Raw genomic sequence first — 16,876 nt, 5'->3', positions numbered from 1 at the left:
GGGGAATTTTGATGTATCAGCAGTTAACAAATGGAGACGTATTGAAAAACATTGCCCAGGAAGTGGAAGCGATGATTTCTCCATTACATAAGCAAGTGGACGAACGAATCGAAGAAAATCAATTTCGCGTATTACAAAGTTATCAAGCACATAAAGTGAGTGATTCCCACTTCATCCCAACTACTGGGTATGGATACGATGATATGGGCCGCGATACGCTGGAATTGATATACGCAGATGTTTTTGGAGCGGAAGCTGGATTGGTGCGCCCTCAAATTATATCAGGCACACACGCCATCTCCACCGCTCTTTTCGGCATTTTGCGCCCAGGGGATGAATTGTTATACATAACAGGAAAGCCGTATGATACTTTGGAAGAAATCGTCGGTATCCGGGGGACGGGTATTGGATCTTTACGTGATTTTCAGATCAGCTATAAGGCCGTTCCGTTGGCGGATACTGGAACCGTTGATTTCGAAGCCGTCGAACATGCCATTCAACCGAATACGAAGATGATCGGTATACAAAGATCAAAAGGGTATGCTACACGTCCTTCCTTTACAATCGATGAAATAAAGGAAATGGTTTCCTTTGTTAAAGGCATTAACCCGGAAATCGTCGTGTTCGTGGATAATTGTTATGGAGAGTTTGTTGAGACACAAGAACCATGTCATGTCGGAGCGGATTTAATGGCTGGTTCACTCATTAAAAATCCTGGCGGCGGGATAGTGAAAACCGGTGGATACATTGTTGGTAAAAAGGACTTGGTTGAAGCTTGCTCTTATCGGTTAACATCACCAGGAATAGGGGCTGAAGCAGGTGCTTCGCTTTATAGTCTGCAGGAAATGTACCAAGGATTCTTCCTAGCACCGCATGTGGTGGGCCAAGCTGTTAAAGGAGCCATGTTCACAGCTGCCTTTTTAGAAAAGCTCGGTATGAATACATCCCCAAAATGGGATGCGAAACGAACTGACTTGATTCAATCCGTTCAATTTGATGAACGGGATAAGATGGTTGCCTTCTGTCAGGCCATCCAATATGCATCACCAATCAATTCACATGTGACACCATATCCTGCCTATATGCCGGGATATGAGGACGATGTAATCATGGCTGCAGGCACCTTTATACAGGGGGCCAGCATTGAACTGACGGCAGATGGTCCGACAAGGGCTCCATATGTTGCTTATGTTCAAGGCGGATTGACATACGCCCATGTTAAAATGGCTGTATTGACTGCTGTGAATGCGCTAATGGACAAAAAGCTGATCCAATTGTAATTGAAATTAAATAAGGTATGTTATGGAATCCAGATACATTTGGATTCCTGTAAGAGTAATAGTCATAATATTTGTGTAGTAACAAATCATTTAATTTTTCTGAAAAAATCACGTCATAAAATGTAACATCATATTGACAAGTTTAATAACATGATATAAGATTATATTAAGATAAACAAAAGGAGGATGCTAAGAATGAGCGGCAACAACATTCGGCGTTCGATGCCTCTTTTTTCCATCGGAATCGTCATGCAGTTAACTGAGTTGTCTGCACGCCAAATTCGGTATTACGAAGAGCATCAACTTATTACTCCTATGAGAACAGATGGAAATCGTCGGGTCTTTTCATTAAATGACATCGATCGACTGCTTGAGATTAAAGATTTAATCGAACAAGGAGTCAATCTGGCCGGCATTAAAAAGATTTTCACTGTAAAGGAACAGAATTTACCTAAAACCCAAGAATTAGAACAAGCGGAAAAAATAAGGCATGACCTTAGTGACGAGGATCTTCGCAAGCTTCTGCGTGCCGAGCTTTTACAAGGAAGCAAGCATCGAACATCTCTTAGACAAGGGGATATGTCCCGTTTTTTCCAATAAAAAATATGATTTATGAATTATTAGGGGGAATAGAAATTGGCAAAGTTCACACGTGAAGACATCACTCGTTTAGCGAAAGAAGAAAATGTTAAGTACATTCGTTTACAATTCACTGACATTTTAGGGACAATTAAAAACGTTGAAATCCCAGTCAGTCAATTAGAAAAAGCACTTGATAATAAAATGATGTTTGATGGATCTTCCATTGAAGGCTTCGTTCGTATTGAAGAGTCTGACATGTACTTATATCCTGATCTAAATACATGGGTTATCTTCCCTTGGACTTCCGAAAAAGGTAAAGTTGCACGTTTGATCTGTGATATTTACAATACGGATGGAACTCCTTTTGATGGAGATCCACGTGCAAACCTAAAACGTGTTCTTGCAGAAGCAAGAGAAATGGGCTTCACAGATTTCAATCTTGGACCTGAACCTGAATTCTTCCTATTCAAACTGGATGCAGCAGGCGAGCCGACGCTGGAATTGAACGATAAAGGCGGATACTTTGACCTTGCACCTACTGACCTAGGAGAAAACTGCCGTCGTGATATCGTTCTTGAGCTTGAAGAAATGGGATTTGAAATCGAAGCATCCCACCATGAAGTAGCTCCAGGACAACACGAAATTGACTTTAAATATGCAGATGCGATTTCAGCTTGTGATAACATCCAAACATTCAAATTGGTTGTTAAAACGATTGCCCGCAAACATGGTTTACACGCAACATTCATGCCAAAACCATTGTTCGGTGTTAACGGATCTGGAATGCATTGTAACGTTTCTCTATTCAAAGGCAACGAAAACGCATTTTATGATAAAGAAGGTAAATTGGAATTAAGCAAAACAGCTGAGCAATTTATCGCGGGTATCATTAAGCATGCTCCAAGCTTCACTGCGGTAACAAACCCAACTGTTAACTCATACAAACGTCTAGTTCCTGGTTACGAAGCTCCTTGTTATGTTGCATGGTCTGCTAAAAACCGTAGCCCGCTAATCCGTATCCCAGCTTCACGCGGAGTAAGTACTCGCGTAGAGGTACGTAGTGTCGATCCAGCAGCAAACCCATACTTGGCACTTGCCGTTCTGCTAAAAGCTGGTCTTGACGGTATCAAGAACGACTTGACTCCTCCAGCTCCAGTTGATCGCAACATCTATGTAATGAATAAAGAAGAACGTGAAGAAGTAGGTATCGTTGATCTACCAGCTACTTTATATGCTGCATTGGAAACATTAAAATCTGATGAAGTCATCAAAGAAGCATTAGGTGAACATTTACTTGAACACTTCGTCGAAGCAAAAGAAATCGAGTGGGATATGTTTAGAACACAAGTTCACCCATGGGAACGCGAACAATATATGTCAATGTATTAATATCTCAAACCCTTGGCACCTCTGGTGTCAGGGGTTTTTCTATTTCAGGCATTCATTCATAAAATCTAATAAAGTTATCAACTGCCCGATAAATGCCCGAAAAAAATCAAAAAAATTATTCAAGGACATTTTTCATATGCTCCTCGAATTTATCCATTGTGTCCTGTTCAATTTTTTTACTAATATGTGAGTATACATCTGCTGTGATTTGCATACTGCCATGACCTAAACGCTCTTGAATGTATTTCATGCTTGCGCCAGCCTCTAACTGTAATACTGCATGCGTATGCCGAGTAGAGTGAATAGGCAAAGAGGGAAGTTCTGCTTTTTTTAGGATACGAGCAATTGAATTAAAAAGGTTTGATTTTGGCTTGTAGTTACCATTTTTGCATAATACAAAATTAAATATCATGATAGCTAGAGCTTTTAATTTGGATTACCATTAATTAAGATACTTAATTTATCAGGAGGAAATAAAAAAGCACCAATAAGGTGCAGGTGCTCAGTTAAGTAGCTTTTTAAAGTAATGAATATTCATTATGTTAATAGCAATTCCGATTATCGTAAACATAATAATATCAATTAGATTAGTTTCATCCATAGAATGATAAGGAGCGAAAAGTTCAATATAATATGTATAAGCAATGATAAATAAAGGTATTGAGCATACGAAGGTACGCAAGAATAGAGGAATCGTTAAGCTAATGAATGGTAAGAAAAAATCTAAATCTTTTCTACTTCTGTTGGTGGTCACGATTTATATGAGGGATGAGAAAGAAGAGTGTGATGTTTGAGCTTAACACATAGTCGGAAAGGTTCGAGTTGGTAAGGTATTATTAATAGATTTAGAGCGTTAGCCAAAAGGGTTAACGCTCTTTGTGTTTACAAAATAGCTAGTAATATTATATTGTTAAAATATTTAATGAATAGTGATGTTGATAAAACGCTAGTCATATAAGTATTTCAAGTCCTCCACGACGAGGGTTTATCTTATTTTTTCATAACTTCAAAAAAAGATAAAAATCTTTTACGTTTTATATTTTACTTCATTCACTCTTTTTCTCCTTAGATGTATTTGCGGGAATTTTAATTGGAGTGATAATTGCAGTATTAACACATTGCCTTTTGTCCAAGGTAAAAGCTATAAACATTACTAATAGAAAGACCAATTTTCCAAGAACAAAGTGGATGAAAGATTGATTAGCTATGGAAAAGTATATAGACTTGGTCCACTAACAGGTGCTTTAGCTGAAGATCGGGGCTGACTTTATGCTGCTCTTTCTTTATTTAACTAAAGGTTCAGGTTAGCACAACCTGAACCTAAAATATTATTGAAGCGTATTTAGATTTTGTGCCCTTAAAAAGCTTACAACCACCTCTCCAATTTGTCTGCCTAAACTTAAACCTTCCTTATTATCCACATTAAAATGTACCCCAGCGTACAAACGAGATTGAGCACTTTCTTCCATTATTTTTATTAAATCTGAAGACTCTTGAGGGAAGAAATAACTTAATACTGTCTCTGCACAGCCTGCCACTGTTGCGTGTGCAGAAGGGTAAGCTGGAAAACGAGGGGTAAACAGCACAGTAGACAGATTTCTGCCATATTGATTTGGACGTGCAACATCCCAATGATATTTTAAGAACCACGTGATAACAAAGGTATCATTCATAGCCGCGTGGAAATAACTCTGAACCCTTGCAACACTAGGTGACCCCAGCATATACTTTTCAGCTAAATTGAAAATTAGAGTGGTAATTTTCGCCGTTAATTCACCTGTTCCCCAATATTGTGCGATGCGTATTTGCTGGGAAGTCAACGACTTAAATGTCTCTTCTACAATGAATAACTCGGTTTCCCAATCAATTTCAAGTGGATTTTTAATTCGCCAAATGATTCGTTTATGAAAGGGATCCAGGAAATCATTGTCGCTTCCCCTTGAAATAAAAAACATTGGCCAATTTCCTGCCTCTGGAGAACCTTTAGGTGGGAGACTTTCCCCTGGGTAAGGAAACTCTGTCCATCTTCTATAACTTGTTCTCATAAAGACCACCCCCTAATAAATGTTCTCCTTGTTCCTTATGATTAAGAGTAATGAAGTATGACCATTTAACTTTTTGATTCCTTATCAGAGGAGAAAGAGTGAGTTATACACTTTAATCAAGATGTGTTTTACTTCAATTCCCTAGATGCTGAGGCACACTTTGCAACTATCGGGGCAGTAAGTTGAAGAAGGAATTATAAATGTTACCCAAGAATATATAGAATTACGACATCGTTATATAGGTAATGTCTAAGTTGAAATAGAAAAATAGGAGAGGGGAGTTATAAATGCTTGGAATCAGGAATGGAACTTTGGCAGTGTCTGGGGCGACACTCTATTATGAAGTGCGTGGCTCTGGTCCTCTACTTTTGATGATACATGGTGGAGGTGGAGACGCAGATAAATTCCAATTTGTCGCAGATAATCTTGCTAACCGGTACACAGTTGTTACTTACGATCGCCGTGGACATTCCCGCAGTAGTCTCTTCAATCAAACTGAGAATTACCGTGTGAAGACACATAGCGACGACGCTCACCGTCTGCTAGCTAAATTGACTGATGAACCGGCGTACGTATTTGGAAGCAGCTCTGGTGCTGTCATCGGACTCGATTTATCCATACGGCACCCGGAGCAACTACGAATATTGATACCACATGAACCGGTCTTATTGCAATTATTATTAGGCAATGAGCTCAAACAGGCAAAGCTATTCTTGGAATCCCTTAAGAAAAATCATCAAAGTGAGGTCTTAAAGTTATTGTCAAATTCGGAAAGGGACATAATTAATAATTCCAAGAAATCGAAGTATGCGATAACAGAGCGTCTTATAAGTAATTCAACTTACTTTGTTGAACATGAAATCCCGGGGATTATAAACTATTCACTAGATATAAATACTTTGAAGTCAGTATTAAAATCTTCATCGATGCAGATACTTCCAGCCGGTGGCATTGCTTCAAGAGAATTTTTTGCTTATGGATGCTCAGTAGCTTTAACGGAACAACTAGGAGCTAATTTTGTGGAGTTTCCTGGGCATCATGGAGGCTACAATTCAGAGCTTCATAAGAAGTTTGCTGAGAGGCTGCATGAGGTTCTCCATGACGGAAATTAAACGGAAGGAAATAAGATGGATATTTTTTATTCAAGATGGATGGGAAACCCATAATAGTACTTTCTGGATGTTTACATATGTCGCGCTAGCCTCTACTTAATATACTATGATTGGAGGTAATTGTTTTAACGATTGACCAAACTCAATCAGATTACTCATAAGGCTCAGCCTTTTTTAAAAAGCGTTTTGACAAAAAAAGGATTAATCTCCCATGAGTGCTATCCATAAAGGGCGCGACAGTAGGTGGTACACCGTGGTCGCCGGCGTCAGACTAACGGATGGGCTCAAAGGCACCATAGTTCAACTACCTTCTTCGCCAGCCATTATCGACATAGGGATCAATTTTCATTATCTGTGGTGAAGCGCTGAATTTTGCGCTTCATGGATGGCTAACGGAGCAGGTTCGTTCAATAAGGGTAATGGTTTTTTGTGGTATCCAAATCAAAATCAACTCAAAAATCCCTATCACAAAGATAGGGGTTCAATCAAAAGTTTGTTCAAGGTCAAGAGGGGAGTTTTTTCAATTTTAATCCTTAACCTTAATGGATGGCGGAGGAATTGGCTCTAGTATGATCAAAGTAGTTTATTAAAGAACTAAACATACTAATTGATTAACATAATATAAAATATAAGAAGATAAAGCCCAAAGAATTATACTAATTCAAGAACTTTATCCATGATTACAACAAAATTCATCTTATAAATGGGCTTGTCCTACTATGCAAGGGAAAGAAGTGAACCAAGTAAACCAATAAGAGCTTGCACAGCTGATTGGAAGAATTGGAGCCATGCAGTGACTAATCCCTCTAAAACTTCACCAATTATAGGAATTAGTGAAGTAAGAAAAGCAGTGATAGATTGCAACAGAGATTGAAGTAATTGAATTAAAGAATTAATTACTTCTTCCAAATTATCAGTAACTGTCGCTCGTAGAGATACTATACTTTATGTAAAGAAAATGAAAACGAAATGGATAAGCATCTAATTATTATCAAAATGGATTATTGATGCGCATCAACGGTTAACTTACAAACTACTAGAGCATGGTCAGTAGTTTTTTATGTTTTAGACACTAGTTTGCAAAATCGTTATTAAAGGGGATGTTGTATGGAATGGATTTTCTTATATCACCGACTTCAATTAAATTCAACAATCAGGTAATTGGGAATTACAACTATTTTCAAATGATAAAAAATTTGGGAAATATGATTGTTTATGTAACTAAAGAAAATGAAGCTAATATATATTACTAGACAATGGGGGTTTAAATCTTTGATCCAATTATAGGTTGCATTGCTTCTATATGGGGCTGGAAGCAGCTCCTTGATGTTCAAGAAGGAAATTACAGACAAATATAGAAACTAATAGTTACTACTTAAGTGGGAGGATTTGAATGCAAAAGAAGATTTACATTATTAGACATTGCGAAGCACAGGGGCAACCTTCTGAATCTCAATTAACAGCAAAAGGTTCGAAACAAGCGAAATATTTAGTTGATTTCTTCAGTCATGTAAAAATTGACCGAATAATATCAAGTCCCTATTTGCGTGCTATTCAATCAGTAGAACCATTAAGTGAGAAAACAAATATTAAAATAGAGATTGATGAACGCCTCTCAGAAAGAATACTATGCACAAAGGATTTACCTGATTGGTATGAAAAACTAAAAGCAACATTTAATGATATGGAATTAAAATTTGAAGGAGGAGAGTCAAGTCAAGAAGCGAAGAGTCGAATCGCAAATGTTGTAGAAGAAGTCCTTAGAGGAGGGAATGAAAACAACACAGTGATCGTCAGTCACGGAAATTTAATATCCTTACTTATAAAGAATTATAATAGTGACTTTGATTTTGAGGGTTGGAAAAAGCTTAGTAATCCTGACATTTTTCAAATAAACTGTATTAATAATGAAGTGATCTTAGAACGTATATGGGATGAAGATAAAGTAATGAAATTTCATTAAATACATTAATTTAATGAACGGGTGTAGCTCGATCTCCAGTAAGGATCGAGCCGAAGGGAAGTCATATGCAGATTATTAGCGTTAGAGAAATCCAGAGTATAAAGAAAAAGCAATAAAATATTTTCAGTGCAAATGGGCAAACGAAAACAGTATGAGAGTATATGAGGACTGTATAACACATAGCATAACAGCAGATAGTCCTTTCACTATTGGAATTTAATGGAGGATTCTGGTGGAATTATTGGCTGCGCAGGTCTTATTAGCAATGATTTTATTAGTCGTATGGAATTATGGCCTTGGTTATATTGAAAATAGCTATCGTGGTAGGTCTTTAGGCAAAGAGTTACTTTTACGTGCTAAAGTTGATGCTGAAAAAGCAGGATTCAATAAAGTATTCCTTTGTACTGACCACATTGGATACTATGAAAAATATGGATTCACTTATATAGGTGACGGGTACCATCCTTGGGGAAGCAGTTCAAGAATTTATGAGAGCAATAACCAAAATAATCATTCTTCAGGTTAGAGATTAGTTATCCAATAATAGTTCTTTTTAATGAACTAACGGTTGCATGATATCGAAGTGAGAACATATTAGTATTATTTTGAAACATTTAAAAACTCAACTCACGGAATATGCAGTGAAGCTATTTTATGGCGTGTTTGGTTACATTTATAAGAAATAGGGAGGACATACGAATGAAAAAAGTGTTAGTTTTTATTACAGATGGTTTTTCAGATTGGGAAGCAAGTTATGTGACTGCAGAGTTAAATAAACCAGGGACGGGATTTCAAGTTCAGACAATTGCGATTGACAAGGATCCTAAAATTTCAATGGGTGGATTGACTGTTCTGCCGGATTATAGCTTACAAGACTTTTCTTTTAAATTGGAATTTGGGATGTTGATTATTCCTGGCGGAACTGGATGGAGAGAAGAAAAAAATCAGCAGGCAAAGAAGCTTGTGGATTTTTGTTTTGGAAAGGATATCCCGGTTGCAGCAATTTGTGATGCAACTACCTTTTTAGGGAATCACGGATTTCTTGATCATCATAAACATACAGGTAATTCATTGCCTTATTTAAAAGAAGGTGCACCTAATTATCGAGGCGATGAAAAATATATAGAAGAACAATCTGTTAGTGATGGCTGTCTAATCACAGCTAATGGAAGTGGGGCACTAGAATTTTCAAGAGATATTTTAAGCAAATTGGATGTTTTAGAAGGTAAAGAACTAAAAGAATGGTATGCTTTATTTAAAACAGGTTTTATCAAAAGTTAGTTTCTTGGATATCTTGACGATCATCAATGATATCGTCCCTGCAAATCGACGAGGAACGGGTCTTTTTTAGCGACACCGAGATAGAACCCCACTATGATCTATTTTACCGGATTAGTAATCTTGAAGAATAGCTGTTCCATATCGAAAGCTCTTATTTATGATTTTAGTTCTTCAAGAAAAGGGCGCGATTCTTGAAGAAGTTTCGCTTTTCTTATAGATCTAACCGGTGCGTTAGCTGAGGATCAGAGCTGTCTTTAGGGCAGCTTTTTGTTTATGGAACTATCGGGGCAATTTAGTCTTAAAGGCTGGAACTATTATGCAATGTAAACGTCTCTAAATATATATGGAGGTTGAGTAAGATAGTGGAAGGTAACGGGATTATCGACTGCCACCCACCAATCCGATTCTGGATAGATGGGTGGCAATCTTCTTGATGTTCCGGCAGGCTGCTGAGAGTAACACTGTCCCCTCACTTTTATATTCCCGTGTAACTATTTTACCCGTTCGTAAAAGTATACTTTACGAACACTTTTCGAGGGTATCACAAAAGGTAAAGCCCGGATTTAGACAGACTATGGGTTTTGTATTTTTTATAAGACAGGAACCCTATATCATATCTAAATGAGTTATTTCCCAATGTTTATTCTTAATAAGTTGCTCTAAATTCTCTTTATCTCTTTTTTTAAAATAATCAGTAATTTCTTTATGATCTTCATTCATTTCCTCTAATACGGCAAAAAGCTTTTCTTCATTATTACTTAAATAAATTTGTCTAACAAAACTATTTTGTAAAGAATCAAGAAGATCTATTAATGTAGGATTATTGCATTTATCAATATATACTTTATGGAATTGATTTTGATATTTTTGATAATCTAAATAATTTTTTGTTGAAATTGAAAATTCAATTTTCTTAACCAAATCTTCCATACGTTCAATATCACTTTCTGTGATATGTTCTAAAGATAAAGAGGCTGCTAAAGAATCCAATACACTAACAATTCGAAATACATCTAGCTTTTTCTTGGTATCAAGTTCTTTTACAATAAATCCTTTTCTAGGAAGATACTCGAGTAAATTGTCTGAAGCTAGTTGTATCAAAGCTTCCCTTACAGGAGTTCTACTTACTCCTAATTTTTCGCATAATACCGATTCATTTATCTTATGTTTAGGAAGTAAGGTTCCGTTCTGAATTCTTTCAGTTATATAATCATATACGAGATCTTTTAATGATTGATATTTATTTTTGATAGCGTTTCCTCCTAAGCCAAAAATTAACATTATATAGTATACAATATATAATTCGAAATTCTTGTCTTTTATATTAGCACCATCTTTTACAGACTTCAATATCTCCATTATTTATTATTATATTAAAGATATAAAACGACTCCTACATCCATTTTTTTTATGAATTGTTGTTTTTCAAGTTGATATAGCTTATAGCATTAGAAATAATGCAGTTTTTTTAAAAGAATTTTTAAGAATAAAAAAATAAAGCATTGAAAAATAGATACGTTAATTATATAATTCGATATGTAAAATTTTTTCAGAGTATTCTGTACTATATACAATATACAATATACAATATAAAGTATAAAGTATATTTTTGCATTTGTTTTAAGTTTTTTAAACTATTTGTATTAGTTACCTTAATGTTTAGAAAAACTCAAGATAACATTAGGTGAACTGTAATGTGGAAGGGAGGGGGGTGGAGTATAAAATATACAATATATTATATACAAAATAAAATTCATGTTTCAACAAGACCATTTTTACAAAGTCATAAAATTAGAGGTGGAAAAATATGAGTGAGAATAACTTTAAAGATGTGCAAGATGGAACAAAAGCGGTATGGGCAGGAGAAAAAGAATCTCTTGCATATAATGCAACCCAAGTTCCAGTAGTTCTTAGTGTAGCCTACAATTACGATGACGTGGATGAATGGCAAGAAGTTGCCCTTGGAAATAAACCTGGTTATACCTATAATCGAATGGCAAATCCGACTGTTCAAGCCCTGGAAGAAAAATTGAGGATACTCGAGGGGGCAGAGGAAGCTGTAGGTTTTTCTTCAGGAATGGCTGCTATTAGTAGTACATTATATACATTTCTAAGACCGGGAGATCGGGTTGTATCAGTTAAAGATACTTATGGAGGAACCAATAAAATTTTCACTGAATTCTTGCCCAATCTTGATGTCGATGTGACATTGTGTAATACCGGAAACCATAAAGAAATTGAAGCTGAAGTGGCCAAAGGGTGTAAAGTGCTATATTTAGAGTCTCCTACTAACCCTACTATGAAAGTTACTGATATTGAGAGGCTAGCAAGAGTCGGAAAATCAGTGGGTGCATTAGTTATCATAGATAATACGTTCGCTACTCCAATTAATCAAAATCCTCTTCAATTAGGAGTTGATATTGTAGTCCATAGTGCAACTAAATTCTTAAGCGGACATGCAGATGCATTAGGTGGCATAGTATGTGGCTCTGAAAAATTAATGAAAAAAGTCTATCATTTTCGTGAAATTAATGGAGCAACTATGGACCCGTGGTCAGCCTACCTTATTCTAAGAGGGATGAAAACGTTAAAGCTTCGTGTACGGCAACAAGAAAAAAGTGCAATGGAAATTGCAAAGTATCTTCAAAAGAAAAAGCTTGTTGACGCAGTATATTACCCAGGATTGGAAGCGCATCCACATCATGATATCGCAAAGAAACAAATGAGAGGGTTCGGTGGGATATTAAGTTTTGTATTAAAAGATGAAATGAAAGCTATCAAAATTTTATTATCAAAATTAAAATATGCAAATAAAGCTGGAAATCTTGGAGCCGTTGAAACTATATATGGGCCTGCAAGAACGACCAGCCATGTTGAATGTACTATTGAAGAGCGTAAAGCCCTTGGTATCCCAGAAGGTTTAGTTCGTATCTCTGTAGGTATCGAAGATACAGAAGACCTTTTAGCAGATTTAGAGCAAGCTTTTTCTTACTTAGAATCCAATTACCCTGTTAGCTGCAGTTGAAAGCATAAAATATTACTAATGGAAGAGGTATTGAAATATGACACATAAGATAGCATTACTTGGATTTGGTGTAGTTGGTCAAGGGTTAGCTGAAATTTTACAAGATAAAAGTGAGTCACTACGTAGTGGGTTTAACTTTGATGCAAAAATCGTTGCTATTTCTGATGTTATGAAAGGTTCCCTTTATGATCCAAAGGGGTTGGATCTTTCTTTAGCGTTACAAGCTGTAAAGGAAACAGGAAAATTAGATAGTTACCCTGAAACTTCTAGCTTGGTAAGAGAGTGGGATAGTTTTCAAACAATACGTGAGAGTAATGCAGACACTGTTGTTGAAATTACCTTTACTGATGTAAAAACAGGACAACCTGCCATTGATCATTGTAAAGCAGCATTTGAAAGCAAAAAGAACGTAGTAATGAGTAATAAAGGTCCAGTTTCTCTAGCTTATCAAGAGTTAGCTGAATTAGCAAAAAAAAATGATGTTCGTTGGGGGTTTGAAGGAACAGTTATGAGTGGAACCCCAGCATTAAGAATGCCTCTGAGTTCATTGGCAGGGAACAGCATTTTTGAAATACGGGGGATTTTGAATGGAACAACTAATTATATCCTAACTAAAATGGAAGAAGGATTGAGTTATCAAGATGCATTGTCGGAGGCACAAGCTCTTGGTTATGCAGAGGCAGATCCTACTAGCGACGTTGAGGGATATGATGCTCAATATAAAGCTACCATTCTTGCTAACATTGTAATGGGTATTCCAATGAAACGAGAAGAAGTAGAATGTGAAGGGATTAGTCATCTTACGGAAAAGGACATTGAGTGGGCAAAATCAGAAGGTAAGAGATGGAAGTTAATTGCTAAATGTATAAAGGATGGCGATAAAGTCATTGCAAAGGTAGGACCTGAAGCTATACCTCTTACAGATCCTTTAGCTGGAGTTTTAGGTGCACAAAATGCTATTACTTATGATTGTGATTTAGCTGGCCCGATTACCTTAATTGGAGCCGGAGCTGGACGTAAAGAAACAGGATTCTCGATTCTTATTGATTTAATCAACATTAACCGTGATCAATTATAATTCGTTTCATTCTTAAAATTATGAGTTGAAAATTACTTATCTTGAGGTGATTTTGTATGATATTTACTGACAAATTAATAAATAAAAATAAAATGTTTCTTGCTGGGGAATGGGTATCTCGTGATAAATGCATTGAAGTCTTGGATCCACAGGATCATAGTTTAATCACAACAGTTCCTGCTGCTAATGAAAGCGACGTTATTTATACAATAGAAGAAGCAAAAAAAGGAGTTAAAATAGCAGCAGATATGCCAACACACGAAAGAATTGCTATTCTTCATCGTGCTGCGGACTGGATCCTTGAAAATAAGGAAAGATATGCAACTACTATTGCTCGTGAAGGAAGTAAAACAATTAAAGAAGCAAGAAAAGAAGTACTACGTTGTATTGAAACACTTCGTATAAGTGCTGAAGAAGCAAGGAGAATTAATGGAGAAACCATTTCGTTTGATCAAATGCCCGGAAGCGAAGATCGCATAGGTTACTATTATCGTTTTCCTATTGGCATTATTGTAGCTATAACACCTTTTAACGATCCATTAAATCTTGTTGCACATAAAGTGGGTCCTGCTATTGCTGCTGGGAACGCTATTATTGTAAAACCAGCAACTGTAACACCCTTAAGTGCTCTCTTATTGGCAGAAGCTTTTGAAAAAGCCGGTTTGCCACCGAAAATTTTATCCGTCATTACTGGTCATCCAGGTGACATGGGAGATAGCCTAATTACTCATTCAGCTATACGAATGATTTCTTTTACAGGAGGACTTGCCACTGGCAAAGCAATTATTCAAAAAGCAGGTTTGAAAAAGATATGTATGGAGCTTGGATCAAACTCACCCGTTATTGTATTGAAAGATGCTGATTTAGAAGAAGCTGTGAAATCAACTGTTTCTGGAGCATTTTGGGCAGCAGGACAAAATTGTTTAGGGGTACAGAGAATATATGTCCAAGAAGGTGTTTATCATGATTTTATTGGTAAATTTATAGATCGTACTCAACAATATCGAGTAGGTGATAAATTATTAGAAGAAACAGATATGGGACCATTGATCTCCGAAAAAGAAGCAAAACGTGTTGAAAGTTGGGTAAATGAAGCTGTTGAGAAAGGTGCAAAGTTGCTTTGTGGTGGAAAACGTGAAGGATCTTTTTATCAACCTACTGTTCTAGTTAACGTACCAGAAAATTGTAAATTGGCAACTGAAGAGGTTTTTGGCCCAGTTGTTACCATTTATAATGTTCCTGATCTTGATACAGCTATTTCCCAATCTAATCGTGTAGATTTCGGACTGCAAGCAGGTATATTCACTCGTGATTTAGATAAGGCATTGGGTGCCATACGTAAACTTGATGTAGGTGGAGTAATGGTAAATGATAGCTCAGATTATCGCATTGATGCGATGCCTTTCGGAGGTGTAAAAGGTTCTGGTTTAGGTCGTGAAGGAATTAAGTTTGCACTTCAAGAAATGACTGAACCAAAAGTTGTTTGTTTTAAAGTTAATAAAACAATATGATGACATAAGGGCTGACCTGTGCAGGTCAGTCTTTATGTTAAAGATTCTGATTTTTCTGTAATAATATAAACTTTGTATATTGTTATCTATTAAAATAAGTACTTGTAGAGTAGTAAACGAGGAGGAGACTAGATGCCAAACACAAATGATACCAATGAAAACCAGTTGAAACGTTCAATGAAAAGCAGGCATTTGTTCATGATTTCGCTAGGTGGTGTAATTGGAACGGGTCTTTTTCTGAGCAGTGGATATACAATTAGCCAAGCTGGACCAGGAGGTACGATTCTCGCTTACTTAGTCGGCGGATTAATCATGTACCTTGTCATGTTATGCCTAGGCGAACTAACTGTTGCAATGCCAGTAACAGGTTCATTTCAAACTTACGCTACCAAATATATCGGTCCTGCTACTGGATTTACTATTGGTTTAATGTACTGGCTTACTTGGGTGGTAACGGTAGGTTCCGAATTTACTGCCTCTGGACTGTTGATGCAGAGGTGGTTTCCTAACACTTCTGTTTGGATGTGGAGCGCCGTCTTTGCGATTCTAATTTTTTTACTTAATTCCTTTTCAGTAAAAATATTTGCAGAAACCGAATTTTGGTTTTCAGGTATTAAAATAATTACTATTATCTTATTTATTGTACTTGGAGGATCTGCAATGCTTGGATTTATTCCAATGGATGATAGAGCCTCTGCCCCCATGCTTTCTAATTTCACTGCAGAGGGTGGTCTTTTCCCAAATGGCCTGCTTCCAGTTTTTATGGCCATGATTTCCGTTAATTTTGCCTTTTCAGGAACAGAACTTATTGGCATTGCTGCTGGAGAAAGTGAAAATCCAGAAAAAGACGTTCCTAGATCTATTAGAAATGTAATTTGGCGAACAATGTTTTTCTTTGTTGGTGCAATTTTTGTGTTATCTGGTTTAATCTCTTGGGAAGAAGCAGGAGTCATTGAAAGTCCATTTGTGATGGTTTTTGACAACATTGGAATTCCTTATGCAGCTGATATTATGAACTTTGTTATTATTACAGCTTTACTCTCAGTAGCAAACTCTGGTCTATATGCATCTACTCGTATGTTATGGTCTCTTTCAAATGAGAAAATGATAAGTTCATTTTTTGGAAAGATAACGTCAAATGGAGTACCATTGAATGCTTTAGTTATAAGTATGGCAGTAGCTTGTTTATCTCTATTATCTAGTGTATTTGCACCTGATACAGTTTATGTAGTACTTGTGGCCATATCAGGATTTGCAGTAGTAGTAGTTTGGATAGGGATTGTTTTATCACAATACATGTTCCGTAAACATTTTTTGAAAATGGGTGGAGATATTAAAAATTTAAAATTCCGTACACCACTTTATCCTTTTGTACCCATTGCTGCTTGTGTTTTGTGTCTTGCTTCTTGTATAGGTCTTGCTTTTGATGCGAGCCAAAGAATTGCTCTGTATTGTGGAGTACCTTTTATTATTTTATGCTATCTCTTCTACTATATGAAAAATCGAGGAAATACGAATCAGATAAATTCTTATAATGAAACGGATGATTATATTAGGAATATTAAGTAAAGAGTTTTTTTGCTAATGGGTGCGTTAGCTGAAATTTGAGC

General features: G+C 36.4%; 13 protein-coding genes and 1 pseudogene. 11 read left to right on the top strand and 3 right to left on the bottom strand.

Features of this window, described 5'->3' with window-relative positions; translation table 11 throughout:
- The first annotated feature begins 11 nt into the window (after positions 1-11).
- From A6755_RS18455 to glnA, 3 genes are all read left to right on the top strand, one after another.
- On the top strand, positions 12-1,280 hold the full coding sequence (locus A6755_RS18455; RefSeq protein WP_063591627.1) for a methionine gamma-lyase family protein: 1,269 nt from the start codon (positions 12-14) through the stop codon (positions 1,278-1,280).
- Positions 1,281-1,475: 195 nt separating this feature from the next.
- The gene (locus A6755_RS18450; RefSeq protein ID WP_034313425.1) at positions 1,476-1,880 is read left to right on the top strand and encodes a MerR family transcriptional regulator; all 405 of its coding nucleotides are present in this window, start codon (positions 1,476-1,478) and stop codon (positions 1,878-1,880) included.
- A 36-nt stretch (positions 1,881-1,916) separates the two neighbouring features.
- Positions 1,917-3,251 carry a type I glutamate--ammonia ligase gene (gene glnA, locus A6755_RS18445; protein WP_034313424.1) on the top strand — a complete coding sequence of 445 codons (1,335 nt, stop codon included), beginning with the start codon at positions 1,917-1,919 and terminating at the stop codon, positions 3,249-3,251.
- Positions 3,252-3,366: 115 nt separating this feature from the next.
- On the opposite strand, the pseudogene A6755_RS26335 reads toward glnA, so the two are convergent.
- Positions 3,367-3,654, bottom strand: a pseudogene (locus A6755_RS26335) (tyrosine-type recombinase/integrase); the annotation flags it as partial.
- A 925-nt stretch (positions 3,655-4,579) separates the two neighbouring features.
- Positions 4,580-5,296 carry a vanadium-dependent haloperoxidase gene (locus tag A6755_RS18440; RefSeq protein ID WP_063591626.1) on the bottom strand — a complete coding sequence of 239 codons (717 nt, stop codon included), beginning with the start codon at positions 5,294-5,296 and terminating at the stop codon, positions 4,580-4,582.
- Between the two features lie 287 nt (positions 5,297-5,583).
- On the opposite strand from A6755_RS18440, the gene A6755_RS18435 reads away from it, so the two are divergent.
- The 4 genes from A6755_RS18435 (at position 5,584) to A6755_RS18420 (ending at position 9,652) form a co-directional block, all read left to right on the top strand.
- Entirely contained in the window at positions 5,584-6,408 is an 825-nt protein-coding gene (locus A6755_RS18435; RefSeq protein ID WP_063591625.1) for an alpha/beta fold hydrolase, read from the top strand.
- A gap of 1,393 nt (positions 6,409-7,801) precedes the next feature.
- A complete protein-coding gene (locus A6755_RS18430) occupies positions 7,802-8,371 on the top strand; it encodes a histidine phosphatase family protein (protein WP_063591624.1) in 570 nt (189 codons plus the stop codon).
- A gap of 232 nt (positions 8,372-8,603) precedes the next feature.
- Positions 8,604-8,897 (top strand): GNAT family N-acetyltransferase, encoded by a 294-nt coding sequence (locus A6755_RS27750; protein WP_244889693.1) that lies wholly within the window; start codon positions 8,604-8,606, stop codon positions 8,895-8,897.
- A gap of 173 nt (positions 8,898-9,070) precedes the next feature.
- On the top strand, positions 9,071-9,652 hold the full coding sequence (locus tag A6755_RS18420; RefSeq protein ID WP_063591623.1) for a type 1 glutamine amidotransferase family protein: 582 nt from the start codon (positions 9,071-9,073) through the stop codon (positions 9,650-9,652).
- Between the two features lie 606 nt (positions 9,653-10,258).
- Here the strand turns inward: A6755_RS18420 and A6755_RS18415 are convergent.
- On the bottom strand, positions 10,259-11,002 hold the full coding sequence (locus tag A6755_RS18415; RefSeq protein ID WP_244889692.1) for a GntR family transcriptional regulator: 744 nt from the start codon (positions 11,000-11,002) through the stop codon (positions 10,259-10,261).
- Between the two features lie 457 nt (positions 11,003-11,459).
- On the opposite strand from A6755_RS18415, the gene A6755_RS18410 reads away from it, so the two are divergent.
- The 4 genes from A6755_RS18410 to A6755_RS18395 all read left to right on the top strand — a co-directional run bounded on the left by A6755_RS18410 (position 11,460) and on the right by A6755_RS18395 (position 16,835).
- Positions 11,460-12,677, top strand: coding sequence for a cystathionine gamma-synthase family protein (locus A6755_RS18410; RefSeq protein WP_063591622.1), 1,218 nt, complete (start codon positions 11,460-11,462; stop codon positions 12,675-12,677).
- Positions 12,678-12,714: 37 nt separating this feature from the next.
- A complete protein-coding gene (locus A6755_RS18405) occupies positions 12,715-13,755 on the top strand; it encodes a homoserine dehydrogenase (protein WP_063591621.1) in 1,041 nt (346 codons plus the stop codon).
- A 56-nt stretch (positions 13,756-13,811) separates the two neighbouring features.
- The gene (locus A6755_RS18400; protein ID WP_063591620.1) at positions 13,812-15,266 is read left to right on the top strand and encodes an aldehyde dehydrogenase family protein; all 1,455 of its coding nucleotides are present in this window, start codon (positions 13,812-13,814) and stop codon (positions 15,264-15,266) included.
- A gap of 132 nt (positions 15,267-15,398) precedes the next feature.
- Entirely contained in the window at positions 15,399-16,835 is a 1,437-nt protein-coding gene (locus A6755_RS18395; RefSeq protein WP_084737955.1) for an amino acid permease, read from the top strand.
- Positions 16,836-16,876 lie beyond the last annotated feature (41 nt).

This window comes from Peribacillus frigoritolerans, assembly GCF_001636405.1.
In the GTDB taxonomy this organism is placed as follows: Bacteria; Bacillota; Bacilli; order Bacillales; family DSM-1321; genus Peribacillus; species Peribacillus frigoritolerans.
This window is presented reverse-complemented; position numbering and strand designations above follow the sequence as displayed.